Raw genomic sequence first — 24,618 nt, forward strand, 5'->3', positions numbered from 1 at the left:
CGCATGGGGGTCGACTGGGGGTTCTTCGCACTGGGGCACGAGCACTTCTTCGCGCCGCCCTGGACGGAGGGTTCACCCTGGTTGCGGGGTCTTTTCCCCGATCCCGCGGTCCCCCCGCTGTGGACTTCGCGCGTCAGCGGGCCGTGGCGGTCACACTCCCCGGCTGCCCCGCTCGCGCCCTCCGGCTGGAAGGTACACATCTCCGCGCACCCCGATCAGGCGGCGGCAGCGATCGGACTCGCCGCTCGCGTGTGCGTCGATCACGGTGTCGCGTTCAAGCACCTCCGCTCGTCCGGCCTCGTGCACGCGCTGCAGACGAAGTTTGCGCCCACGACCCACAGCGGCAAAGTCGTGGTGTGTTACCCGGAGCCGGACGCACTGGAGGATCTCTGCCTGGCTCTGGTGGACGCGCTCGACGGTATCGAGGGGCCGGACATCGTCGGTGAACCCAGAATCGGGACCTCGTCGGTGCACCTGCGCTTCGGCGCGTTCGTCGGCGAGTGGCTGGCCACCGGGGACGGCGTGGTGCCGGCCATACGTCGCGGTGGGGAGCTCGAGCACGACCGCCGGGGTTCGGCAGGCGAGTCGCCCCCGCACCCGTACGCCGATGCAGTGGCGGCCGAGCATCGCCGGACTCTGACCGCGGCAACCCTGCCGCTTCGGGACGCGCGGCTGATTCATCGCACCAATGCAGGTGGGGTGTACCGCGGTACGTGGGACGACGGACGCGCCGTCATCGTCAAGGAAGCTCGTCATCGCGCCGGCCTCGATCTCGACGGGCTTGCCGCGCCCATCCGGCTTACGCAGGAACATATTGCGCTACAACGACTCTCAGGGAAAGGTGTTGCGCCCGAGCCGATCTGGTACGGGACCATCGGCCCCAGCGACTTCCTCGTCATGCAGGACGTAGGGGTCGGCACACTCGTTCATCACGAAGCACGCCGTCATCCCGCCGTCATTCCCGGTCTCGACGTGGAAGCTTCGGGGTACGTCGGATGGATCGACGACGTACTTGCCGCAGTGCGCCGCACACTCGACATCGTGCACGCCGCAGGCGTTGCGCACGGAGACGTGCATCCTGCCAATGTGGTGATGCAGGAGGATGGTTCGGCGACGATAATCGATTTCGAGTCGTGCGCGATCGACGGCGTCTCGTGCTCTCGCGGAATCGTGGCGGCCGGCTACTCGAACGGAGAACCTCCCACACCGCAGGGCGATCGCGAAGCCGCGCGCAACATCGTCGACGCATTGCTGCATCCTGCTGTCGCGAACGTGACGTCGGCAGCGGTGCGCGCCGACATGCTGGCCGGAGCCCGGGCCGATCTCGGGCTCGCCCCGCATCGCGACCGATTGCCGGTGCCGACTACCACCGAACTGGTTTCCGGAATATGCAGCGCAGCAACATTCGACGCGGAGGATTCGCTGTTTCCCGTCGACCATCGCCGATTTCACGTGTCCGGTGCGGGCTTGTCTCTGCTGTGGGGGACGGCAGGGGTACTCGTCGAACTGCAACGCTGCGGAGCGGACCGCGCGTTTCTCGACGCCGGGGTGGAGTGGCTGGCGAACGCCGCACTCACAGCACCGCTACTGCCGTCCGGATTCGGTGATGGAGGGCACGGAATTGCCTGGGCTTTAAGTGAACTGGGTGATCTGTCTTCGGCCGAGCAGGTACTCGATCGCCTGGACGACGGCCGACCCGACACCTCGTGCCCGTGGTGGCGAAATGGAAAGGCCGGCATCGCTCTGGCGTTCGCCCACATGGCTCGCGCGACCGGACGCGACGATCTCCGTGAAACAGCGCTCGAACTCACCGAGGCTCTACCGGTATCAGGAACTCGTCCCGCCGATCATGTCCCCGGAATCGGGTTCGGTGGCGCTGGAGTCGCCTGCGCTGCAGCAGCTCTCGGGGATCTTCTCCAAGGCGACACCGATGCTGCCGCGAATGCTGCGCTCGATTGGGATCTGCAGTCGTGCGAGCAGCGAGCCAACGGGCTCTACGGACGACAGGACGCGAAGTTGTTGCCGTATCTTGGGCGCGGCAGTGGCGGCGTCGCGGTGGCCGCGAAGCTCTGCGGAATCGAACTGGACTCGGATGTGATCGCCGGGCTCTCGGCAGCAGTGGCGACACCGATCGTGGCGCTCGGCGGACTGTACGAGGGTAGAGCCGGACTGGCCGTCGCCGCCGACGCCATCTCCAACGGAGAGCATCCCTACCTACCCGAACTCACCCGCCGATTGAACTGGTCCGTCGGCACCGTCGACAGCAATACGATGTTCAAGGGCGACCAGAATGCCCGATACACAACAGATCTCGCGACCGGAGCCGCCGGGGCACTGATAGCTCTCGCGCAAGATCCGGTAGCCGCATTCGCGTCGAGCTGCGGGTTCTCGACATGACGGGTGTCATGTTCGCGGTGCGCACCGCGTCATACGGAACACGTGATGACAGGTACTGCCGCTCGGGGGGTTCACTTCGGCAATATTTTCGGTGTCACATCCACACGAACGAGGGGTCCGATCATGAACATCGCCGAACTGCACGAGCTCACCGTCGACAAGTCTGCCGACTCCATCGACATCGTCGCCGCCATGAGCGGGGTTTCGGTCAATGGTTGGTGCCACTGACCGAACCATTTTGCTGCACCGGTGCGGTTGCTCGAAGCCCTCGGATCACAGAAGTATGGAGCCTGCGGAACGGCCCATCGATCGATAGTGTGAGTCGACACCCGAGAAAGCGACCTCAGTGACAGTGCAACATGGCCGTACCCGTTCCCACGACAAATACCCCAGCGAGTCCGTGGCTTTCGCTGCGACATGGCTCGTAGTCGCGCTCATCTCTTTTCTCGGGCTCACCAACATCTTCGATCGACGCGGGATCACCGGGATACCGGTCGCACTGGTGGCAGGCGCGATCGTCATATTCGTCGGTACCGTCCTGGCCTTGGCTCAGTACGCACTCGCCCATAACTATGTCGGCCCCAAGCTGAGGGTTGCAGGGTGGGTTGCTGTCCCACTCGGCATTGTCAACATCCCGCTGTCGGAGACTTGGGAAACCTGCTGCATCTCCGTAGCTATCGCCGCAACTCTGGTCAGAGGAAGCAGGGCTGCGATCACGATCGGCAGTGTGTTCGCGCTCGTGACCGTAGCCACCGTCTACGCCGACCGAGACGACACCGTCGAGGCGTTCGGCATCCTCTTGGGGACAGCAGGATTGGCCGTGGTCCTGATCGCCTTCTCCGAACTCGCTCGATCACTCATCGCACTTCATGCCTCACGAGAGGAGGTGGCCAGATTGCAGGTGGACGCCGAACGGCACCGAATTTCGCGGGATCTGCACGACGTCATCGGCCGGACTCTCGTGACCGCCCTGCTTCGTAATCAAGCTGCGATCCAGCTGTTCACTGTCGACCCGGATCGTGCACGCGAGCAGCTGGACCACGTGCATCAGGTGCTCAGTGCCGGTCAGGCAGATCTTCGACGGCTGACCACCGGACCGATTCTGGCCGACCTGGCCTCCGAACTCGCGACGGTCGAAGCCATGTGCGCCCGACTGGACATCTTCTGCCACGCGGCAGTCGAAGCGCCCGCGGACGAGGACGTCGATCGGGTGTTCGCGGCGATCGTGCGGGAGGCGTCGACCAACATGCTCAAGCACGCGCATCCGCGTCGTTGTTCGGTGCGCGTAGCTCAGGAGTCCGAGTCACACGTCCTGGAATTCACCAACGACGGCGTAACCCGTGGAGGGATCAGCGGTACGGGAACGGGCATTGCAGACCTGACCGATCAGGTGGTCCAACTCGGGGGGCAATTCACAACGGACTGCACCTCTGACGGAGAATTCGTCGTGCTGGCTCGAATACCGCTGAGCAAGGGGGAGTAAGTGGCAATCAGGCTGTTGCTGGCCGAGGACGTGGCTCTGCTGGCCGAAGCCTTCGAGGTGTTGCTCTCCACCGACCCCGACATCGAGGTGGTCGGACGAGTGGCCCGCGGCGACGAAGTACGCGGTGCCGCTGCCGAGCTGAATCCCGACATCATCCTGATGGACATCGACATGCCGGGGATGACCGGTATCGAGGCCACCGCCGACCTGCGTGGAGCAGGGGTCGCAATTCCGGTTCTGCTGCTGACCGCGCTACCCGGCAGCGGACATGTGCACGACGCTCTTGCTGCCGGCGCGAACGGCTATCTGCTCAAGTCCACCGATGCACTGCATCTGCTCGACGGCATCAAGGCTGTCGTCTCCAAACACACTGTGATCGATCCGGCGCTGGCCGCCGAGGCACTGCGCGCCGGACCGAATCCGTTGCGCGACCGTGAACTCGACGTACTTCGTTTGGTCGACGCGGGATTGTCGACCAAGTCCATCGCAGAGCGCCTGTTCCTCAGCCCAGGAACCGTGCGCAACTACCTTTCCAGTGCCATCACCAAGCTTGGCTCGACCAGTCGACTCGAGGCCATCCGCACCGCACGCGAAAACGGGTGGCTGTAGACGCACCCGGTGGTTCACGATCGACCTCGATGCGCGAAAAGCCGCCGATCGGATGCGATTGTGAACCCTCAGGTCCGCTGAGGACTCAGCCTCCGTGTGCCTCGACGGCTACCGGCTGCCATTCGCGCCAGTTGGCCAGTCGCGACTCGTAGTCCTTCGTCGCGATCTCCAGCGGCGCATCACCGAAAAAGACTCGCAGTGGCGGCTTTTCAGCGTCGACTACCTTGAGCAGTGCCGACCGTGTTGCGCTCGGATCACCGGGAGTTGCCTGCCGGGCACTGCGCAGCTTCGCAGCCTTGTCCCGAACCGGGTCATACGCGGCGATGTCGGTGGACTTCTTGGCAGACGGGCCGGACCAGTCGGTGGAGAACCCACCCGGCTCGATCAGCGTCACGTGAATACCGAAGTCCTCGACCTCCTGGGCCAACGCCTGAGTGAAGCCCTCGAGAGCCCACTTGGAGGCGTGGTACGCACCGACATTCGGGAATGCGGAGATTCCGCCGATGGACGACACCTGCAGGATGTGGCCACTCCCCTGCTCACGCATGAACGGCAGCGCCGCCTGCGTCACCCATAGCGCTCCGAAGACGTTGGTCTCGATCTGCGCGCGGGCATCTTCCTCGGAGAGTTCCTCGATCATGCCGAACTGGCCGTAGCCGGCGTTGTTGATGACGATGTCGAGCGAACCGAACTTGTCGTGGGCTTGCTGCACAGCCGCGAAGTCGGCCGCGCGATCGTTCACGTCCAGTTCGATCGGCAGGATGGCGTCGCCGTATAGCTCGACGAGATCCTTCAACGTGTCGGTGTTGCGAGCAGTTGCTGCGACCCGGTCGCCACGTTCGAGGGCTGCGATCGCCCACTCCCGTCCGAATCCCTTGGATGTACCGGTGATGAACCATGTCTTCGCTGCCATGAATCTCGTCCCTTCGCTACACGGACAAAAGTAGGGACGACGTCCGCTGCAAACGCCTCTCGGCGAGTGGTCGCTCGAAGCGACAAATGGGGTGAGGCCCGGGGCTTGCCAAGCGAACGCCGTCGAAAGAGTCCAACGAGACACCCCCGCCGACTATTCCCACCCACCGTCAGCTGTGTTCGGTGATCATCACCGCCATGGTGTTCGGCTCCAGCGCCTCGAAGATGTGCGGCACATCGCCAGGGTAGGCAACGTAGTCGCCCGCGGCCAGTTCCACGGCCTCACCCATCGGCCCCACCATGGCCCGTCCGGCACTGAGCACCACATGTTCGACGACTCCCGGCGAATGCGGGTCCGAGCGCCTCGGTTCGCCGACGTCCGCGCTGATCAGATAGATGTCCCGTCGAGCGTTCGGTGGAGATGACGCCAGCAGCGTCGCCGTGTAGTCCGCCCTGTCCGACGCGAATCTCGGCCCCTCCCCCGCACGGATCAGACGGACCGACTGCTTCGCGGGCTCGACCAGTCTTGAGAACGGCACGTCCAGGGTGACGCTGAGGGCCCACAGTGTCTCCAGACTTGGATTGCCGGTACCCGATTCCAGTTGCGACAGAGTCGATTTGGCGATGCCGGCTCGGCGAGCCACTTCTGCGAGAGACAGGCCGACGCGTCGTCGCTCCTGCTGAAGAGCAGCAGCGATGGCCGCTATCGGTGGACCGGTATCCGCCATTCGTTCACTCCATCGGTAGGTTCGTTTGATTTGACGAACAGCCTAACAGGGTCCACTATAACGACCATGCGTTCGACATGGCGAACCCTGCAGGGGGTCAACATCCGCGACATCGCGTTGGTCTGCTTGGCCGACGCCCTGGTAGGGGCATCGTTCGGCGCCATCTCGGTAGCCGCGGGCCTGCCCCTGTGGCTGCCGGTCGTGATGTCACTGGTGGTCTTCGCGGGCTCCTCCCAGTTCATCTTCGTCGGGATTCTGGCGGCCGGTGGCAATCCCGTTGCCGCCGTCGCCAGCGCGTTGCTCGCCAACATTCGACTGGTTCCGCTCGGCTTCTCCATCGGCGAGGTGTTTCGGAACGTCTCACCGGTCAAGCGGGTACTCGGAACTCATCTCATCACCGACGAGGCGGTGGCCTTCAGCGTTGCCGAAAGGGACGAGGGCAGCCGTCGAACAGCGTTCTGGCTGTGCGGGATCGGACTGTTCGTCACCTGGAACATCGGCGTCGTGGTCGGCACGCTCGGCGGCGGTGCGATCACCGATACCGCCGCACTCGGTCTCGATGCCGCATTCCCGGCAATCCTGCTGGGATTGATCATGCCTGCGCTCCGAGACCGCGCCACCCGCAACGCAGCCCTCGTCGGAGCGTGCATTGCGCTCGTCGCATCGATGTTCCTGCCCAGAGGACTACCCGTGCTTCTGGCACTGCTCGCCGTCGTACCGGTCATGCTCTCCAATGCTCCTGCCGCACAGAAGGAATCCGCGTGAACCTCACGATTCCCCTACTTGCACTGGTCATCGGTACCTACGCGCTCCGCATCGCCGGCCCGGCACTCCGAACCCGAGTCACCATCTCACCTCGCATCGACAAGGTGATGACCACTGCCGTCGCCGTCATCTTCATCGCACTGGTCGCCACGTCGACGCTCCTCGTGGGCAAGGACTTCGCTGGATTCGCGTTGCCCGCAGGAGTAGCTGTTGCCGCAGTACTGGCCTGGCGACGAGCGCCGTTCGTCGTCATCGTTCTCGCCGCAGCGGCCACTACTGCGGGACTTCGATGGGTCGGCCTCAGCTGAGTCTGTAACACTGGGTTGGTGTCCGAGTCCCCTGTCCAGTCCGTCGACCGCGCGATCGAGGTGCTCGAATACCTTGCCGACCACGGTGAATCCGGCGTGCAGGACGTTGCGGCGCACCTAGAGGTACACAAGTCCACGGCCTTTCGCCTGCTCAGCGCACTGGAATTCCGCCGACTCGTCGAACAACCCGGCGAGCGCGGCAAGTACCGCCTCGGCATCGGCCTGATCCGCCTCGCCACGTCCGTATCCACTCAACTCGACATCACCCGCATCGCACGACCGATCCTGCAGGAGCTCGCCGACACCATCGGCGAGACCGTCAACATCGCTGTGCCCGACGGCAACGTGACCGTCAACATCGATCAGGTCCGCGGCGGCTCGTCGATCATCAGTCACAACTGGCTCGGTGAGAGGTCGGCTCTGCATGCGACGTCCAGCGGGAAAGCCCTGATGGCGTATGACGACTCGCTCCTGAAGGCCGGCGTCGACGGTCATCTCGAACTCTTCACGGCGAACACCATCACCACCAAGGCCGATCTGCTCGACGAGATCGAGACGGTTCGAGCCACCGGAATCGCCTATGCGCGCGAGGAGTTGGAGATCGGACTCAACGCGACGGCGGCAACCATCCTGAGCTACGACGGTTCCGCGGTAGGTGCGATCACCGTCTCGGGCCCCGCCTATCGACTGGACGAGGACCGACTCACGGCCGCAGGGGTATCCGTTCTCGCTGCTGCGCAGCGCGTCTCGACGCTATTGGGCTGGTCCGGTAACGCGTGATCCGACCCAGTCGTGGAACGCCCTGATGTGATGCTCGGCGGGCACCAGCACGCCGCCGTCCCGGTACATCCGTGACGACATCGCCGGCTGGCACCGCTCGCACGCCTCGAAGTCCTGCTCGTTGACGCGGTGGAACAGCTCTACCGACTTGTCCATCGTCGCCGCACTGTGCGGATCTGCCACCACCGCAGGGGCATAGAGCCAATCGCATTCGACGACCGTACGATCGACGGACATCGGGAACATGCGATGGATGATGACGTGATCGGGAACCAGGTTGACGAAGACCGTCGGCCTGATCGTGATGGCGTAATACCGTCGATCCCGATCCTCCCCCACACCGTCGAGCGCATCGAAGCCATGCGAGCCGTCGACAGTGAAGCCGGCTATGTCGCTGCCGAACTCGGCACCGTGGCCCACGTACGTCTGCGCGGCCATACCGTCGGCGAACTCGGGTAGTACCTCGGTGAGCTCGGGGTGAATCGTCGCGCAGTGGTAGCACTCCATGAAGTTCTCGACGATGAGCTTCCAGTTGGCCTTGACGTCGTAGACGATCCGACGCCCGAGGGCGAGTGAATCCATGTCGTACGAATCGATCGCACCCACACCTCCGAGTCGTTCGCGAACGTCGCCCTGCACCGTCTCCTCGAACGACGGGGCCTCCTCGGCCACGCACACCCAGACGTACCCGAGCCATTCCCGTACGTGCACCTTCCGCAGCCCGTACTCCACCCGATCGATCATCGGCATGTCGATCAGGTTCGGAGCTGCGATCAGCTTGCCGTCGAGATCGTACGTCCATGCGTGATAAGGGCATTGAAAGTTTCGCCGCACCGTGCCCGACGCCTCGGTGCACAGCGTCGCGCCGCGGTGTCGGCAGATGTTGAAGAACGCGGTCACACCGCCCTTCCGATTGCGGCTGACCAGGACCGACTCTCGACCGATCTGAACCGTGCGGAATTTACCGGGTTCTCCGATGTCGTCCGATCTGATCGCGCAGAACCACATCTGCTCGAAGATCTGCTCCTGCTCGCGGACGAAATAGGCGGGATCGACGTAGGTTTCGCCCCTCAGCGTCGGAAGCAGAGTGGGCTGCAGTTCGGGATCGACCATGGTCATGCCGACACCGCGCATCTCGCCGGGTCGAACAGCGCAATGGGGTGTTTCGTGGCGCCGTCGATCGCGAGGTCCGCGAGGACTTCTCCGATCACCGGAACGAACTTGAAGCCATGCCCCGAGAACCCGCACGCCACCGTCACATTCGCGTGGTCCGGGTGCTTCGCGACAACGAAGTGCTCGTCGGGTGTCGTGGTGTACATGCAGGTCTTCGCATCCTGGTGTGGTCCGGACAGCGCCGGAAACGTGGTGACGATGCGCTGTTGCAGTCGAGCGATCTCCTCGGGATGCACTGTGCGATCGATGGTGTCGGGATCGCACGGCGTTCCGGCGCGGAAGAACGAGATCTTCACGCCGCCGCCCTCCCCGTCGATGGCCGGAAAGCCGTAGATCTGATCCGGTCCGTCCCCGCAGATGTAGACGGGGTGGTGCGAGCTGTCGAAGGCCGCTTCGCCCGACTCCGGGGTGATCCAGTGCATCACCTGCCGTTCGACCACCATCGGTACGCCGATCTCGGCGAGCAGCTTCGGTGCCCACGCTCCCGGTGAAATAACCAGTGCACCTGCGGTGTACGTGCCGGCCACCGTGGTCACGGTCACCGAGGAGTCGGTGGATTCCCAACCCAGCACCTTCTCGTCGTAGCGCAGTTCGGCACCGGCAGCCTCGGCGAGATCGAGATGTGCGGCGACCGTCGTCTCGGGTCGCGCGATGCCCGCCTTCTCCTCGAAGAGGGCGAACTCGTCGGGCTGCAGCCGAACCGTCGGGAAGCGCCGCTGCGCCTCGGCGGTGTCGAGTACGTCGTGCTTCAGACCCCACTTCTCCGAGGCCCGCAGGCTTCCGCCGAACGTGAGCCCGTCGGGCCTTCCCACATAGAGGCCACCGGTTTCGGTGAACACGTCGCGCCCACTGTCCGCGGCGAGGTCGTGCCACAGTTCGTACGCGCGCAGGAGCAACGGCACGTAGGCCGGGTCCTCGAAGTACGACTGCCGGTAGATGCGGGAGCCACCGTGACTCGATCCGAGCGCATGCGCAGGTCCGAACTGGTCGATACCCAGCACCCGCTGTCCGCGTCGGGCGAGGTGACAGGCGGCGGCGCTTCCCATGCCGCCGATACCGAGGACAATCACGTCATACGTCATATCAACACCTGATCTTGTTCATGTCGGGATCCACCAGCGGTTCGGCCATGACCGTCGCGGGTAGTAGGTCTCGGAAGTACTGCACTGCAACATGATCACCGGGTTGCAGCCCCGCCGGTAGCCAGGCGTAGGCCACCGTCTTGCCGATCGTGTATCCGTAGGCGGCACTGGTCACGTAGCCGACCGCGGTGCCGTCCCGCAGCACCGGCTCCTTACCCATCACCACGTGTGACGGGTCGTCCAACGTCAGGCAGGTCAGCACCGGGCCATCGCCTCCTTCCTGCAACGCCGAGGCTCCGACGAAGTCTCCCTTGGCTTTTCGCACCGCGAAGCCGAGCCCCGCCTGATACGGATCGTGCTCGGTGGTCATGTCGGTGCCCCACGACCGGTAGCCCTTCTCCAGTCGGAGGCTGTTGAACGCACTGCGCCCCGCTGCGACCACGCCGTGCGCCTGCCCGGCGTCCCACAGGGTGTCCCACAGCCGCAGTGCGGTATCGGCGTCGGTGTACAGCTCCCAGCCGAGCTCGCCCACGTACGACAGCCGCAGCGCCAAGACGTCGACCCCGCCGACGTGAATGGTCCTGCCGTTGAAGTACTTCAGCCCGGTATGCGAGATGTCGGCCGAGGTGAGCGGAGCCAGCACCTCCCGCGCCAACGGGCCCCACAGCCCGATACAGGCGGTGGCACCGGTGATGTCGCGAACGTACACATCACGGCCGGCATGGCGCAGCATCCAGTCCTCGTCGAGCGGACCGTTCACTCCCACCTGGAACCGATCCTCGGCCACCCGCGCGACGGTCACGTCGCTGCGCACACCGCCGGTCGCGTCGAGCATCAGTGCGTACGTGACGCTTCCGACCTTCTTGTCGAGCTGGTTGGTCGTCAGGTTCTGAAGTAGCGCGAGCGCACCCGGTCCGCCGACCTCAAGGCGTCGCAGCGGCGTCATGTCGTACATCGCCACCGCCTCGCGGGTGCGCCAGGCCTCGACGGCGCTGATCGGTGACCAGAACTTCGCCGACCACGGCTCTCGCTTCGGTGCCTGCCACTGTTCCGGAAGCTGTTCGAGCAGAATGCTGTTCGACTCGTACCAGTGCGGCCGCTCCCAGCCCGCACCGTCGAGGAACATCGCGCCGAGTTCCTGCTGGCGGCCGTAGAACGGGCTCACTCGCAGCGGCCGCGGTTCCACCTTCGACTGTAGTGGATGGATGATGTCGTACACCTCGACGAAGTTCTGGGCGCTGGTCCGCGCCACGTTCGACGGCACCAGGTCGGTCTTCTCGAATCGGTACAGATCGCACTCGTGCATGTCGATCTCGCTGTGCCCGGTGATCATCTGCTCGGCGAGTGACTTCGCGACTCCGGCAGAATGCGTCACCCAGATCGCCTCGGATACCCACAGCCCCTGCACTTCTCGTGATTCACCGACGATCGGTGCGCCGTCCGGGGTGAAGGAGAAGATGCCGTTGAACGCGTGCTGCACTTTCGCTTCTCCCAGAGTGGGAAGGAGCTCGGTGCTGCGCTGCCAGGCGTCCTCGAAATCGGCCTCGGTGAACGGCATCGACGACGGCATGCTCTGCGCGGTCACGTTCTCACTGGAACCGAGTTCGCGAGAATCGACGGGCATGGGGCGGTGGTGGTACGAGCCGATTCCCAGGTGATCGCCGTGCTCGCGGTAGTAGAGCCGCTCGTCCTGATGACGGAGGATGGGCAGAACCGCTTCGGTGCCTGCTCGACGCGATGGCAGGTCCAACTCGGTCGTGTGCGCGTACTGATGTGCCAGTGGCTGCAGCGGCACCGTCATCCCGAGTAGATCGCCCAGCTCCGGTCCCCAGAATCCGGCGCAGCAGACGACGATGTCGGCCTCGAAGGTGTGCTCGCCCGCCCGCACGGCCGTGACTCGACCATTGCTCTGGTCGATCGACGTAACGTCCATGCCGCCGATGAAACGTGCGCCGCGTGCGATGGCCAGCTCGGCCTGCGTCGCGCTGGCCTTGACGGCCTTGGCCAGGCCGTCGTCGGGGGTGTGCAGACCGGCGAGTATCCGGCCGCGGTCGAGCAGGGGGTAGAGCTCGAGGCAGCGTTCGGCGTCCACCACCTCCGAGGTCAGGCCCCAGGAGGTGGCGAAGCCGTGGCGTCGATGCAGCTCGTCGACGCGCTCGGGCGTCGTCGCCACCTCGAGGCCACCGACGCCGAGAAAGCAATCGAGGCTCTTGAACTTCGAAGCCGTGTAGGCAGCGAAGCGCGACATCGACCGGGAGGAATTGGTGGCGAACACCAGGCCCGGCGCATGCGAGGTGGAACCGCCGGTGAGCGGTAGCGGGCCCTTGTCCAGGACTGTGACGTCGGTCCAGCCGCGTGCGGTGAGTTCGTCGGCGAGGCTGCAGCCGACGATTCCGGCACCGACGATCACAACCCTCGGGATGCTCGAGGACATGACACGCTCCTAGGGGGTGTACGTCGAGTTGATTTAGTTGCACAATACGAACTGCACTTCGTATAGCGCAACAGATTCACACGATCGAAACTCGAGCGTTCCATCGCCGCAACGGGGTGATCTCACGCTGGGTACAACACGAGCACTGCACACCCTCAGGTCCCCGGAGGCCCGACCATGACCGCAACCTTCTCCACCCGCGTCCTGCTCGACGTCGGTCGCGCCGAGGATCTCCCCGACGGCGAGGCCCTGCGCATCACCCCGGCCGGAGCACCGCCGATCGCGATCTTCAACGTCGAAGGTGAGTTCTTCGCCATCGACGACACCTGCACCCACCAGGACGCCTCACTGTCCGAAGGCTGGGTGGAGGACTGCGCCGTCGAATGCCCGCTCCACACAGCATGTTTCGACCTACGCACCGGAGCGGCACTGGGTGCTCCCGCGAAGATCCCCGTACGGACACACGCCGTACACGTCGAGGACGGGGTCATCCGCATCGCGGTCACTCCGTGAAGTCGGTGACCGTGGTCGGAGCCTCGCTCGCCGGGGTGGCCGCGGCGCGGGCCTTACGCGATCAGGGTTTCGACGGCCGCATCACGATGATCGGCGACGAAGTGCACCTGCCGTACGACCGGCCGCCGCTGTCGAAGAGTTTTCTTCTCGGTGACGAATCCGGACTGGGACTCGACATCGACGGCCTCGATGTCGAGTGGCGTCTGGGTTGCGCGGCGACCGCCCTGTCGGGGACCACGGTCTCAACTGCATCCGGGGAAATCAGTGCCGATGCGGTGGTGATCGCAACCGGCGCTGCGGCCTGTCGCCTCCCCGGCACGGTCGGGATCGACGGAATTCATGTGCTGCGCAGCCTGGACAATGCGCGTGCGCTACGGTCTTCGCTGACGTCGGGAGTTCGGGTCACGGTGGTCGGGGCCGGGTTCATCGGTAGCGAAGTCGCCTCCACGGCAGTGGGACTGGGCGCGTCGGTGACGGTTGTCGAAGCGTCGAAGACTCCGCTTGCCCGCGTGTTCGGCAGTGAGCTGGGCTCACTTATCGCCGGGTGGCATCGGAGTGCCGGTGCGGAACTACTGACCGGAGTATCGGTGGCCGGATTCGTCGTCGAGGCGGGCCGAGTGCGTGCGGTGGAATTGGCGGACGGATCGATGATCGAGTCGGACGTGGTTGTCCTCGGCGTCGGTTCGGTGCCCAACGTCGGTTGGCTCGACGGATCCGGCTTGGACATCCACGGCGGAGTGGTTACCGATCAGCGAGGGATCACCGCGAACCCGGCCGTCGTCGCCGTCGGTGACTGCGCTGCGGTGCGAGATGCCACCGGGATGATTCGGCGCGACGAACACTGGACCTCCGCCGCCACCCGACCTGCCGTCGCCGTCGAGGCACTCCTCACCGGTGGGTCCAAGGAATTCACCGGGCTGCCGTACGTGTGGTCCGACCAATACGCCGCACGGATCCAATTCGCCGGACATCACGGACCCGACTGCACCGCCGACATCGTCGAGGGCGACCCCACCACCGGGCCCTTCGTCGCTGTCTACCGACACAATGATCGCCCGGTCGCCGTGCTCGCGGTCTCCTCGCCCCGATCCTTCGGCAAATGGCGCCGTCAGGTGGTCGATACCTCGACCCTGATGACCTGACCGTCCGCTATTTCCCTCCGCCAATGGCGCCCCCCAGGTCCACTCGATGTGACATTGACCCCCGAAAAGGCCACCGAATGTCACATTGAGTACCCACCAACGGGAACAATGGTGATCGAACACGGGAAACGATTGTCGACTTTGGGAGCAGCAATGACCGCGCTGGATGCAGTACGACGACGGTGGCCGAAGACGATGCCGCTGCAGCCGCTGCCGTCGGAGTCGTGGGCCAAGCAGGAGCCCACCTGGAAGGGTGCGAATCCCCAGGTCATCGAGTCGGCCTTGAAGCGTGCGAAGACGCGCACCTCGGGCAATTGGTTCGTGTTCGCTGCCAGTCGCGACGTCAAGGCCGACAAGCCGTTCGGCCGGTATGTGGGCACCACCGAATTGGTGGCGTGGCGCGACTCTGCGGGCAAGGTGCACATCGGCCCGGGTGCGTGCCCGCATCTCGGTGCCGCGTTGGATACCGCGAAGATCGAATGCGACACATTGGTCTGCCGCTGGCACGGTCTCGCGCTCGGGCCGAAGGGCAAGCCCGGTTGGCGTCCGGTTCCCGCATTCGACGACGGGGTTCTGGTGTGGGTACGGCTCGACGAGCTCGGTGCTGAGGAGCCGACGCCCGTCCCCGTGGTCCCGATCCGCCCGCCCGCCTCCACGGCCATCGCCGGCGTGGTCACTCTCGTCGGAAAGTGCGAGCCCGACGACATCATCGCCAACCGCCTCGATCCCTGGCACGGTGCGTGGTTCCACCCGTACTCGTTCGCGCGGCTGAAGGTGGTCAGCGCGCCGACCGAGATCGATGTGCCCGAGGAAGACGATCGCTTTCTGGTCGATGTGACCTTCCGCGTCAGTCGCGGCATCGGTGTTCCGGTGCGGGCCGAGTTCGTCTGCCCCGGTCCCCGCACCATTGTGATGCGCATCCTCGACGGTGAAGGAGCGGGAAGCGTCGTCGAAACGCATGCGACGCCGCTGGCCCCCGCAGCCGACGGCACACCGCGTACTGCCGTCATCGAAGCCACGATCGCAAGTTCGGATCGTCCGGGATTCCAGATGGCGCGCAAAGCATCCGGCCTCCTGCGACCGGCGATGAACTTCACCGCTGCACGGCTGTGGAAGGACGATCTCGACTACGCCGAGCGACGCTACGAGCTGCGTTCGCAGGGCCGGGCCTGAGTGGAGCTATACCACGTGTGCTTTGCCGTGCAGGATATCGATGCAGCGATGTCGGACCTGGCGGCGACGGTCGGTGCACGTTGGCGAGAGCCACGCACGGGCACGTTGGGTGAGTGGACGTATCGCATCGCATTTTCGATCGACGCTCCATATTTCGAGCTGATCGAAGGGCCACCGGGTAGCCCATGGGACAGTACGACGGGGCCGCGATTTCACCACCTCGGGTTCTGGTCTGACGACATGGACCTCGACCGTTCAGACCTGGACGGTGTGGGAACAATGCTGTTCGACGCCTGTCCGCTCGGTCGGCCGTTCAGCTATCACCGAATCGACAGCATCGGCGCGAGTGTCGAATTGGTGGACCGCTCAGCCCAAACGGGATTCCGCACGACGTGGGACCTCTGACTACCTAGCCTTCGACGAACTCGGCGAGTTGTGCGATGACGGTACCCCAGCCGTCGTGGAAGCCGTACTCCTCGTGCATCTTTCGGTCTTCTTCGTTGCGGTGCATCACGTGGGCGTGGTACTCGGTTCCGTCGGGGTGGTCGGAGAGGGTGATCACCGCGGTCATGAACAGCTGCGGTGCCGGCCGCCACCCTTCGACGAGGGAGTTGGTGAAGACTATGCGCTGACCGTCGTCGACAGCGAGGAAGCAGCCGTCGATGTGCGGAGCGTAGTCGCCACCGGATTCGCTGATGAGGGTCCGGAAGGCCCCGCCGGGTCGCGGGTCCCAGCCGTCCACCCGACATAGAGCAGGCGCGGGGATCCACCACTTCTCGAACTTCGACGGGTCGATCCACGCACTCCACACTGCTGCGCGGGGAGCCTGGATCACGCGGGAGATGGTCAAGTCCAGGGAAGGATCAATCGATGTCATTGCGCTTCACTTTCTTTCGCGGTGTCGGTGACGAACTGCTCGAGGCGATCGGTCCGGGATTCCCAGACGGCCCGTTGGTCTCGTAGCCAGTGATCGGCCGCGTCCAGGTTGGCTCGCTCGATCGTGCACGCACGTACTCGGCCCACCTTGCGCGTGCGGATCCAGCCACTGCGCTCGAGCAGCTGGATGTGTTTCATGAACGACGGCAGAGTCATGTCGAACGGTTCGGCAAGTTCGCCCACCGTGGCCGGTCCGGAACCCAACCGGCTCAACACCGCCCGCCGGGTCGGGTCGGCCAGTGCCTGAAACACATCATCGAGAACGGTCGAATACTGAGCCATAAGGCACACTATCCCCCAGTCATACTTAGCGCAAGAGCTAAGTATTAAGAGACGATGCAGCCCCGACCTCGCTAGGAGTCATCGTCAAGGTCCTTGAAGTAGCGCGCAACGGGCCATCTCTCGAACCCACTGACCTCGTACGCCGCTCGTGCCGGAGCATGACCGGGATCGTCACCTGTCTCGACCATGATCATTCGCAAGCCAGCAGACTTGACCCTCGCTAGAGACCGATCCATCAGCGCTCCACCGACGCCCCCTCGCTGCCGGACCGGATCGACCACGAGCACATATATCTCGCCCATGTTGTCCTGCGGATGCAATCGGGTGCAGACCCAACCGATGGGCACATCACCGTCTACCGCCACGTCCACATTCTCGGGTTCACCGTCGAGAACGAGGGTCAGGTCTTCAATCTGTCGCGCCTGCCAACCCGAGGGATAGAAGCAGTCATACACGAAGGACGGGACCGCCGACTGCACCATCGGGAATACCGGTTCCCACGCGCGGAGCGACAACGCGAGCAGCTCGGTACGGTACTGCGAGATGTAGGGCACGATAGTCACCATCAGGCCGAGTCTAGGTCGGGGCGTGTGAACTCGGACATCGAATATACGACGCCCCGTGGCCGTCGACGCACGACCCCCGCTGCGCCACAGCACTATTGGACCTGAAAAATTTCTGAGAACCTTCGAGAAACCTCTTGGCACTCCAAGGGCCAGAGTGCTAATTTCTGTTCTGCACAGTTGAGGAGCGACTCGCCACAGGGGCGAGCGCATCTGGGTACAGGAGGTGGTTGCTGTGCTTCGTTTCGATCCGTTCCGTGATGTCGATTCCCTCACCTCGGCCATGCTGGGTGCCTCTTCCGGTTCGGACCGCGCCCCGCGATTCATGCCGATGGACCTCTACAAAGTCGACGACCACTACGTGCTCAGTGCCGATCTTCCCGGCATCGACCCCGGATCGATCGATGTCGACGTCGACCGCGGCACGTTGACGCTCACCGCTCATCGGTCCGCTCCGGAAAACACTGGGGTGCAGTGGATTACCTCGGAGCGATTCGCCGGCACGTTCCGCCGCCAGGTCTCGCTGGGTGACGGCGTCGATACCGAGCGCATCTCCGCGGCGTACGACAACGGCGTTCTGTCCATCACCATTCCCCTCGCCGAACGCGCGAAACCACGCAAGATCGATATCGCACACACCGAGCAGAAGTCCATCGAACACGAGTCGACCTGACGCGAGACGGACAGCCGAACAGATCACGAAAACCATTGGGGTGATGCACTATGCCATCCGAGGCGGTGGTGTGGACGGAATCGACCTACCGTGAGCAGTGGTGGCGCACGGTGGTGGGCGTCGAGACAAGCTTCAGGGAATGCGCGACGGCGGATGTGCTCGATCAGTGTCGAGCCGAGCCTTTCGACGACGATCTCTACCCGCACACACAGCACGCAGCCTGACGAGAAGGGCCGGTACCGAACACTCGGTGCCGGCCCTCCGTCATCGGGATCTCTTCAGGGACAACGAGAAGAACGTGCTCGACGGATCGAGAACGTAGTCCCCGAACGGCGGGCACTCGACGAACCCGTGGCGCACATACAGCCTGCGGGCCGCAGCGAAGTAGTCCTGGGTTCCCGTTTCCAGGCTCACCCTCGCAATGCCACGTCGACGCGCATCGTCGAGAGCATGAGCGAGCAAGCGCGACGCCACACCCTGCCCCCTCGCCGCCCCCGTGGTCCGCATCGACTTCAGCTCGCCGTGATCGGGTGAGAGTTCTTTCAGCGCAGCGATTCCCAGCAGTACCTCTGCATCCCAACCCGTCCACACGGTGACATGCGATCCGCGCAGACCGGACAGATCGAGAGCGTGCACACTCTCGGCAGGCGAGGTGGCGTGCATGTCCTCGAGATGCTCGGTGAGCAGCGCCTGCACTTGTGGACGCGACAGATCGTCGACCTCTATCCGCATGCCGGAACTCACCTGTTCATGAGCCTCTCGATGGCGTCGAACATCTTGAATCGTCCACTGGTCGGCACTGTTTCGATGTCGTGACCGGTGATGCCCCAGCTCGCCAGCAGGGTGTTCGCGGCCTGCAGCCCGGTGGTGGCCGCACGTTCCATCAGCGCGACCGGCAGATCGATACGGATGCCGTCGCCCGCGAGAACCAGTGCGGGTTCGGGGGTACGGACGGTGGGGCGCTCGGCGAACGCGCCGAGGCCGAACATGGGGCAATCGTCACGCCACTCGGATCGTTCTGCGATCACCTCTGCATCAGCGGTTTCCGGATAGATCTCGTGCATCCGGTCCATCAGCTGCTGCCGCGTGACCTCCTCGGATTCCTCGGCGGCGTAGGCGTGCAGCTCGACGACGGAGCCGCCGGTGCGGGCAGCCCACTGCGCGGCCTCGTCCTCGAATCGTTCGAGTACGCTGATGTTGTCGATCGGGGGCATGCCACCGGTGCCGATGAAGGCGGGGCGATCGGCGTTGACGGCCTTGCTCAACCACACGCGGTGTACCAGGAACGGCGGTGTGTTCTGCAGCGCAGCAACCTGTTTGCGCCAGTCGGGCGTCCCCAGCTCGGGTGACTGCTCGAGCACTCGCTGCAATCCGGCGATGTCGGTCGCCAGTACCACCGCGTCGGCGTCGATGATGCCGCCTGCGTCGACGCGGAACTTTCGCAATCCACCGCGGCTGATCTCGCCGCACGGAGTGGAGGTTCTGATGTCGACTCCGAGTCCGGTGAGGTATTCCCCCAACGGGTCCCACAGCGCCTGCGGATACGGGTCACGCGGAACGTCGAAGATCAGGCCCTCGGAGGAGCCGAGGAAGTAGATGTGGAACATCATCGCCAACTCGGCGGCAGACATCTTCTCGGGATCGGCGAAGAAGCTGCGGGAGAACACTCCGAACGCCAGGTGCCGTGCGGCCTCGGGAAAATTGATGTTGCGCAGGAACTCTGCGGCCGGAGTGGTGTCCAGCTCGTCGAAGGTCTTGGGCACACTCACCGTCATCAAAGGCAGTGCCGCAATACCGTTGAGGTCGGTGAGGTCCTTCCACCGGAACGTCGGACTACGCTTGACGAACGCGAATGCGTTCAGTGGCGGCGTTTCGGGCAAGCCCTTGAATCCGTCGATCCGACCGTCGCCGTCGATCAGTGGGTAGTCGTCCACCGGACGCAGCCGAGCCAACTCGGGGTCGGTGCGGCGGAGCAGGTTTCGCAGATTGTAGTACTGCCGGAAGAACGCATGGAAGCCGCGGCTCATGGTGGCGGGTGAGCCGTCCTCCAGCGTCGTGTCCCATCCGCCGACGCGGCCGCCGAGGTAGCTCTCGCGTTCGACCACGTGCACTTTCACCCCGCGCTCGGCCAGCGCGGTCGCAGCGCTCAGACCCGCGATGCCACCGCCGACCACCACCACGTGCGGGACGTCCGCCAGCTGTGCGGCGTCCGAATATCCCTGCACCGCAGCATGAGTGACTTTTTTGGAATCGGTCAACGCTCTTCCTCCGTGGGACGAGAGCCGAGGAACGTGTGCACCACACCGTTCTGCCACCCGGTCATGGTCTCTCTGGCCACGCCGGTGTAGCCGGCTCGCTGCATCCGCCGCATGAAGGCCGAGGCGCCGTCGAAGGTCACGACACTGCGCCACAGGTGCCGGTACAGGGTGGCGTCGCGCGTCGCCAGCCAGCCGAGCGGAATGATGATGCCCCAGCTCACCACGTTCCAGGAGATCCTGGCCCGCATCGAATCGTGCACCGAGTATTCGTGGAATGCGATGGTCGAGCCCGGACGCAACAGGGACAGAAGCGATTTCAGCTCCGTGTCGGGATCGTCGACGTTCCTGATGAGGTACGCGGCGAGTATCGCGTCGAACGGACCGTCCACCCCGTTCATCGCCAGATCCTCGACGCGTGAGTGCACGAACGTCACGTTCGACGGCCAGTCCTTGCTCCGCGCGACCTCGAGCATCTCGGCCGACGCGTCGGCGGCGACGATCTCGGCATGCGGCGCGGCTTCGAGCAGCGCTGCGGTGGATGCGCCGGTGCCGCAACCGATGTCGAGCAGACGCAAGCCGGATCCGAGGTTCGGGATCCGCAGCCGCTTGGCCGACTTGAGCAGGTGTTCGTGGTAGCCGGGGTTCGCTCCGACGAGTCGGTCGTACGCCTTGGCGCCGACGTCGAATGCCCCGGGAACTTCGTTGCGCGGCAGTCCGCCCTTACCGACCTTCACAGTGCCTCTTCCTTGCTGACGCGGGCCGAGGGCCCACCCTGGACCGATACGACATCACCGTGCTGCAACTGCCGTCCGCGCCGCACATCCACATCCCCGTTGACACTGACCAAACCGTCGGCGATCACGCCCTTCGCCTCGGCACCGGATTCGATGAGGTTGGCGAGCTTGAGGAATTGACCCAGTCTGATCGATTCGTCGCGGATGGGGACATCGTGTGCGTCGGACATGTCTCCATCCTGTACTAGCAAGCCGTTCGCTGCTACCAACCGGTCACATCGACGAACGGAACCGGCGCAACCGCAGGCTGTTGCTCACCACGAACACCGAGGACAGCGCCATCGCGGCACCGGCGAGCATCGGGTTGAGCAGGCCCGCAGCGGCCAGCGGCACAGCGGCGACGTTGTAGGCGAAGGCCCAGAACAGGTTGCCCTTGATGGTGCTCAGGGTGCGCCGAGAGAGCCGGATTGCGTCGCCCACGGCCCGTAGGTCACCGCGCACCAACGTCAGGTCGCTGGCCTCGATCGCCACATCGGTGCCGGTACCCATCGCAAGCCCCAGATCGGCTGTGGCGAGGGCGGCCGCGTCGTTGATGCCGTCGCCGACCATCGCCACGACCTTGCCCGACGCCTGCAGTTCACGAACGGCATCGACCTTGCCCGTCGGCAGGACACCGGCGATGACCTCGTCGATTCCCACCTCGGCGGCGATCGTGCGCGCGGCGGCCTCGTTGTCGCCGGTCAGCATGACGGGAGTCAGGCCGAGCGCTCGAAGTTCCGCGACGGCCTGCTTCGACGTCGGCTTGACCGAATCGGAGACCACCTGCACTCCGCGAGCTCTGCCGTCCCAGCCGAGTGCGACGGCGGTGCGTCCCTGACGTTCGGCGGCCTCGAAGGCATCGGCAAGCTCCAACGGCAGCGGCATCGACCAGTCGTCCAGCAGCGAGCGCCGCCCGATGACCGCGGCTCGACCGTCCACGACACCTTGCACCCCGAGTCCGTCGAGGCTGGTGAATTCCTCGACGGTCATGGACTGGGTCGAACCCGCGATGGCGCGGGCGATGGGGTGCTCCGAACCCGATTCCAACGCTGCCGCCACGGCACGGACCACGTCCTCGTCCTCGCCGTCGGCCACGTGCACCGACTGCAGAGTCATGTCCCCGGTGGTGACGGTTCCGGTCTTGTCGAGTACGACGGTATCGACGCGGCGCGTGGATTCGAGGATTTCCGGGCCCTTGATCAGGATGCCGAGCTGCGCGGCCCGGCCGGTGCCGACCATCAGTGCAGTCGGTGTGGCAAGTCCGAGCGCGCACGGGCACGCGATGATGAGCACCGCGACTGCAGCCGTGAACGCGCCTGCCGCGGAACTGCCTGCACCGAGCCAGAATCCGAGGGTCGCGACCGAGATCGCTATGACGATCGGCACGAAGATTCCGGAGATCCGATCGGCCAAGCGCTGCGCCTGCGCCTTGCCGGTCTGCGCGTCCTCGACGGCCTTCGCCATCTGCGCGAGCTGAGTGTCGGCACCTATTCGCTTCGCCCGCACAGTGATTCGGCCACCGACGTTGAGCGTCGCACCCACCACGGCGTCGCCGACGCCGACCTCCACGGGCACGGATTCACCCGTCAGCATCGACCGGTCGACGGCCGAGGAGCCGCTCTCGACGGTGCCGTCGGTGGCCACCTTCTCGCCGGGACGAACGACGAACAGATCGCCGACGGCCAATTGCTCGATCGGAATCTGTTGTTCCTTACCATCTTCGAGTACGGCAACCGTCTTGGCACCGAGGTCCATCAGGGCGCGCAACGCCGCACCGGCCTGACGCTTGGATCGGCTCTCGAACCATCGTCCGGCCAGGATGAAGGTGGTCACGCCCGCCGCGGCCTCGAGGTAGATGTTGCCGGCCCCGTCCGTTCGCGCGATCGTGAACTCGAACGGATGCGTCATACCCGGAGTGCCTGCAGTGCCGAAGAACAGTGCGTACAGCGACCACCCCAACGCCGCCAGGGTGCCCATGCTGACGAGGGTGTCCATGGTCGAGGTGCCGTGCCGCAGGTTGGTCCATGCAGCGCGGTGGAACGGCAACGCACCCCACACGACCACCGGCGCGGCAAGAGTCAACGACAGCCACTGCCAGTTGGTGAACTGCAACGCCGGAATCATCGCCATCGCGATCACCGGCACGCTGAGCACCGCCGAGACGATCAATCGCTGCTTCAGCGGGTCGGTGGGAAGCTCGTCGACCGGTTCCGCGGCGGGAAGAGTGGCGGTGTAGCCGGCGGATTCAACGGCGGCGATCAGGTCCTCGGTGGCCACGCCGTCACTGGTGACGCGGGCCTTCTCGGTGGCGTAGTTGACCGTCGCCGATACCCCGTCGAGCTTGTTGAGCTTGCGTTCGATGCGGTTGGCGCACGACGCACAGGTCATGCCGCCGAGGATCAGTTCGGTTTCCTGGCTCATGCCTGTCCCTCCTGTGCCTCGGTGGTGAATTCGGCGGTGCGCACGACGCCCCCGTGCTGAAAGTCGAGATAGAGCGCATATGTTCCCGCGGTCGGCGCGTCGACGGCGAAGTCGACCGTCGGTCCCGGTGGCCCGTCCTCCGGATGAACGTGAAGGTAGGCGAGGTCGTCGGCGCGGAGGGCCACCAGGTGTCCGTAGGCACCGAGATACGGCTCGAGATCGGTGACCTCGCGTCCGTCCTGCGCGATCGTCAGGGACACGGTGGAGTTCGAGCCCGCGGTGACCGCACCGGTGAGCGTCACGTCGTAACCGTCGACCCTCGATGTCACATTCGGTGTACTCAGGGGCTGCGGCCGATAGTCGCCGGGAACGGTCAACTCCGCCCCCAGGGTGATGTTCTCCCCGCCGGCCGGCGTGAAGTCGGCGAACAGACGGTACGGCCCGGGCCGGGTGAGATCGAGAGTCGTCGACCATGTTCCCGACGCGTCCCGGGTCGGATGGACGTGCTGGAAGTCGGTCAGATCGCGCCGAACGACGATGAGGTGCAGTTCCTCGGTGTGCATGACGTCGTAGTCGGTCAGCGCCGCCCCGACCGGTCCGCTGATCGTGAAGGCGACCGGTACGTCCGGTCCCGATTCGACGACGGATCGATCGAGCGACAGTGTGTAGCCGTCCTGGGTGGCCTGGAGCCCGGCAGGCATCGCGGCCGGGGCAGCCGTGTCGTCGTGCGCGTCATGGCCGGTGTGCGACGCGGCTGCGGTCGCCTGGGCGTCGGGTCCGATCTTGTCCCCGACGAACAGCGCCGCCAGGAACAGGAACGCGATTCCGACGAAAAATCCGACGAGCTTGGTGGGTGCGTCGAGTTCCTGCCGTTCTGTGTTCACGGCACTACCCTACCCCCCCAGGGTATCTATTCGGTAGTTCCGAATGTCATCTTGTATCCGACGTGGGAGTCGACGAAGCCGAGACGGGTGTAGAAGCGATGTGCGTCCGTTCGACTGACGTCGGACGTCAACTGCACCAGAGCACACCCCCGCCGCTCGGCCTCCGCGATCGCCCACCCGATCAGCGCACCGCCGAGTCCCCGGCCGCGCCACCGCGCGTCCACCCGAACTGCTTCGATCTGCGCCCGCAGCGCGCCCCCTCGGGCAAGCCCGGGAATGACGGTCAACTGCAGCGTTCCCACCACCTCGTCACCGTGCACCGCCACCAT

At 64.8% G+C, this 24,618-nt stretch carries 27 protein-coding genes; 12 read left to right on the forward strand and 15 right to left on the reverse strand.

Annotation, left to right across the window (positions count from 1 at the left end; genetic code table 11):
- Positions 1 to 3: 3 nt before the first annotated feature.
- The 3 genes from CH251_RS00260 to CH251_RS00270 all read left to right on the forward strand — a co-directional run bounded on the left by CH251_RS00260 (position 4) and on the right by CH251_RS00270 (position 4,489).
- A complete protein-coding gene (locus tag CH251_RS00260) occupies positions 4 to 2,397 on the forward strand; it encodes a phosphotransferase (RefSeq protein ID WP_094611309.1) in 2,394 nt (797 codons plus the stop codon).
- Positions 2,398 to 2,797: 400 nt separating this feature from the next.
- Positions 2,798 to 3,880, forward strand: coding sequence for a sensor histidine kinase (locus CH251_RS00265; RefSeq protein ID WP_179273656.1), 1,083 nt, complete (start codon positions 2,798 to 2,800; stop codon positions 3,878 to 3,880).
- Positions 3,881 to 4,489 carry a response regulator transcription factor gene (locus CH251_RS00270; protein WP_094611311.1) on the forward strand — a complete coding sequence of 203 codons (609 nt, stop codon included), beginning with the start codon at positions 3,881 to 3,883 and terminating at the stop codon, positions 4,487 to 4,489.
- Positions 4,490 to 4,574: 85 nt separating this feature from the next.
- On the opposite strand, the gene CH251_RS00275 is transcribed toward CH251_RS00270, so the two are convergent.
- Positions 4,575 to 5,402, reverse strand: coding sequence for an SDR family oxidoreductase (locus CH251_RS00275; protein WP_094611312.1), 828 nt, complete (start codon positions 5,400 to 5,402; stop codon positions 4,575 to 4,577).
- A 169-nt stretch (positions 5,403 to 5,571) separates the two neighbouring features.
- Positions 5,572 to 6,129, reverse strand: a complete 558-nt coding sequence (locus CH251_RS00280) for a helix-turn-helix domain-containing protein (protein WP_037195446.1) — start codon at positions 6,127 to 6,129, stop codon at positions 5,572 to 5,574.
- Positions 6,130 to 6,195: 66 nt separating this feature from the next.
- Here CH251_RS00280 and CH251_RS00285 point away from each other — a divergent pair, with 66 nt between their 5' ends.
- From CH251_RS00285 to CH251_RS00295, 3 genes are read left to right on the forward strand one after another with little or no spacing between them, the layout of a single operon-like run.
- Positions 6,196 to 6,894 carry an AzlC family ABC transporter permease gene (locus CH251_RS00285; protein WP_094611313.1) on the forward strand — a complete coding sequence of 233 codons (699 nt, stop codon included), beginning with the start codon at positions 6,196 to 6,198 and terminating at the stop codon, positions 6,892 to 6,894.
- A complete protein-coding gene (locus tag CH251_RS00290; RefSeq protein WP_094611314.1) occupies positions 6,891 to 7,202 on the forward strand; it encodes an AzlD domain-containing protein in 312 nt (103 codons plus the stop codon). The genes CH251_RS00285 and CH251_RS00290 overlap by 4 nt, the downstream gene beginning before the upstream one ends.
- 18 nt (positions 7,203 to 7,220) lie before the next feature.
- Entirely contained in the window at positions 7,221 to 7,982 is a 762-nt protein-coding gene (locus tag CH251_RS00295; RefSeq protein WP_094611622.1) for an IclR family transcriptional regulator, read from the forward strand.
- Here CH251_RS00295 and CH251_RS00300 read toward each other — a convergent pair.
- Genes CH251_RS00300 through CH251_RS00310 form a run of 3 tightly spaced genes read right to left on the reverse strand, consistent with a single transcriptional unit; the run spans position 7,956 to position 12,671 of the window.
- Positions 7,956 to 9,101: an aromatic ring-hydroxylating dioxygenase subunit alpha gene (locus CH251_RS00300; protein WP_094611621.1), complete on the reverse strand. Its 1,146-nt coding sequence runs from the start codon at positions 9,099 to 9,101 to the stop codon at positions 7,956 to 7,958. The two genes, CH251_RS00295 and CH251_RS00300, sit on opposite strands and share 27 nt — an antisense overlap.
- The gene (gene solA, locus CH251_RS00305; protein ID WP_094611315.1) at positions 9,098 to 10,237 is read right to left on the reverse strand and encodes an N-methyl-L-tryptophan oxidase; all 1,140 of its coding nucleotides are present in this window, start codon (positions 10,235 to 10,237) and stop codon (positions 9,098 to 9,100) included. The genes CH251_RS00300 and solA overlap by 4 nt, the downstream gene beginning before the upstream one ends.
- Before the next feature lies 1 nt (position 10,238).
- The gene (locus CH251_RS00310; RefSeq protein WP_094611316.1) at positions 10,239 to 12,671 is read right to left on the reverse strand and encodes an FAD-dependent oxidoreductase; all 2,433 of its coding nucleotides are present in this window, start codon (positions 12,669 to 12,671) and stop codon (positions 10,239 to 10,241) included.
- A 177-nt stretch (positions 12,672 to 12,848) separates the two neighbouring features.
- Here CH251_RS00310 and CH251_RS00315 point away from each other — a divergent pair, with 177 nt between their 5' ends.
- The 4 genes from CH251_RS00315 to CH251_RS28200 all read left to right on the forward strand — a co-directional run bounded on the left by CH251_RS00315 (position 12,849) and on the right by CH251_RS28200 (position 15,904).
- The gene (locus CH251_RS00315; protein WP_179273657.1) at positions 12,849 to 13,184 is read left to right on the forward strand and encodes a bifunctional 3-phenylpropionate/cinnamic acid dioxygenase ferredoxin subunit; all 336 of its coding nucleotides are present in this window, start codon (positions 12,849 to 12,851) and stop codon (positions 13,182 to 13,184) included.
- Complete coding sequence (locus CH251_RS00320) at positions 13,181 to 14,326, forward strand: NAD(P)/FAD-dependent oxidoreductase (RefSeq protein WP_179273658.1); 1,146 nt, start codon at positions 13,181 to 13,183, stop codon at positions 14,324 to 14,326. The genes CH251_RS00315 and CH251_RS00320 overlap by 4 nt, the downstream gene beginning before the upstream one ends.
- 153 nt (positions 14,327 to 14,479) lie before the next feature.
- Entirely contained in the window at positions 14,480 to 15,499 is a 1,020-nt protein-coding gene (locus tag CH251_RS00325; protein WP_179273659.1) for a DUF5914 domain-containing protein, read from the forward strand.
- A gap of 15 nt (positions 15,500 to 15,514) precedes the next feature.
- Positions 15,515 to 15,904: a VOC family protein gene (locus CH251_RS28200; RefSeq protein WP_373454892.1), complete on the forward strand. Its 390-nt coding sequence runs from the start codon at positions 15,515 to 15,517 to the stop codon at positions 15,902 to 15,904.
- 4 nt (positions 15,905 to 15,908) lie between these two features.
- Here CH251_RS28200 and CH251_RS00335 read toward each other — a convergent pair whose 3' ends face one another.
- The 3 genes from CH251_RS00335 to CH251_RS00345 form a co-directional block, all read right to left on the reverse strand.
- Positions 15,909 to 16,376, reverse strand: coding sequence for an SRPBCC family protein (locus tag CH251_RS00335; protein ID WP_094611318.1), 468 nt, complete (start codon positions 16,374 to 16,376; stop codon positions 15,909 to 15,911).
- Positions 16,373 to 16,717 carry a helix-turn-helix transcriptional regulator gene (locus CH251_RS00340; protein WP_094611319.1) on the reverse strand — a complete coding sequence of 115 codons (345 nt, stop codon included), beginning with the start codon at positions 16,715 to 16,717 and terminating at the stop codon, positions 16,373 to 16,375. Before CH251_RS00340 ends, CH251_RS00335 begins: the two co-directional genes overlap by 4 nt.
- 71 nt (positions 16,718 to 16,788) lie before the next feature.
- Positions 16,789 to 17,283 carry an N-acetyltransferase gene (locus CH251_RS00345; RefSeq protein ID WP_094611320.1) on the reverse strand — a complete coding sequence of 165 codons (495 nt, stop codon included), beginning with the start codon at positions 17,281 to 17,283 and terminating at the stop codon, positions 16,789 to 16,791.
- A 232-nt stretch (positions 17,284 to 17,515) separates the two neighbouring features.
- Here CH251_RS00345 and CH251_RS00350 point away from each other — a divergent pair, with 232 nt between their 5' ends.
- Entirely contained in the window at positions 17,516 to 17,953 is a 438-nt protein-coding gene (locus CH251_RS00350) for an Hsp20/alpha crystallin family protein (protein WP_045200692.1), read from the forward strand.
- 50 nt (positions 17,954 to 18,003) lie between these two features.
- Positions 18,004 to 18,177 (forward strand): hypothetical protein, encoded by a 174-nt coding sequence (locus tag CH251_RS27315; protein WP_179273660.1) that lies wholly within the window; start codon positions 18,004 to 18,006, stop codon positions 18,175 to 18,177.
- Positions 18,178 to 18,217: 40 nt separating this feature from the next.
- On the opposite strand, the gene CH251_RS00355 is transcribed toward CH251_RS27315, so the two are convergent.
- The 7 genes from CH251_RS00355 to CH251_RS00385 are packed head-to-tail and all read right to left on the reverse strand — an operon-like array spanning position 18,218 to position 24,618.
- Positions 18,218 to 18,685 (reverse strand): GNAT family N-acetyltransferase, encoded by a 468-nt coding sequence (locus tag CH251_RS00355; RefSeq protein WP_094611625.1) that lies wholly within the window; start codon positions 18,683 to 18,685, stop codon positions 18,218 to 18,220.
- Between the two features lie 8 nt (positions 18,686 to 18,693).
- Positions 18,694 to 20,211 carry an NAD(P)/FAD-dependent oxidoreductase gene (locus CH251_RS00360; protein WP_094611321.1) on the reverse strand — a complete coding sequence of 506 codons (1,518 nt, stop codon included), beginning with the start codon at positions 20,209 to 20,211 and terminating at the stop codon, positions 18,694 to 18,696.
- Positions 20,208 to 20,945, reverse strand: a complete 738-nt coding sequence (locus CH251_RS00365; RefSeq protein WP_094611322.1) for a class I SAM-dependent methyltransferase — start codon at positions 20,943 to 20,945, stop codon at positions 20,208 to 20,210. The genes CH251_RS00360 and CH251_RS00365 overlap by 4 nt, the downstream gene beginning before the upstream one ends.
- Complete coding sequence (locus tag CH251_RS00370; RefSeq protein WP_032397061.1) at positions 20,942 to 21,175, reverse strand: RNA-binding S4 domain-containing protein; 234 nt, start codon at positions 21,173 to 21,175, stop codon at positions 20,942 to 20,944. Before CH251_RS00370 ends, CH251_RS00365 begins: the two co-directional genes overlap by 4 nt.
- A 43-nt stretch (positions 21,176 to 21,218) precedes the next feature.
- Positions 21,219 to 23,405: a cation-translocating P-type ATPase gene (locus tag CH251_RS00375; RefSeq protein ID WP_094611323.1), complete on the reverse strand. Its 2,187-nt coding sequence runs from the start codon at positions 23,403 to 23,405 to the stop codon at positions 21,219 to 21,221.
- Positions 23,402 to 24,289, reverse strand: coding sequence for a hypothetical protein (locus CH251_RS00380; protein ID WP_094611324.1), 888 nt, complete (start codon positions 24,287 to 24,289; stop codon positions 23,402 to 23,404). The genes CH251_RS00375 and CH251_RS00380 overlap by 4 nt, the downstream gene beginning before the upstream one ends.
- 26 nt (positions 24,290 to 24,315) lie before the next feature.
- A complete protein-coding gene (locus CH251_RS00385; RefSeq protein WP_094611325.1) occupies positions 24,316 to 24,618 on the reverse strand; it encodes a GNAT family N-acetyltransferase in 303 nt (100 codons plus the stop codon).

The organism is Rhodococcus sp. 06-462-5, assembly GCF_002258315.1.
Taxonomy (GTDB): Bacteria; Actinomycetota; Actinomycetes; order Mycobacteriales; family Mycobacteriaceae; genus Rhodococcoides.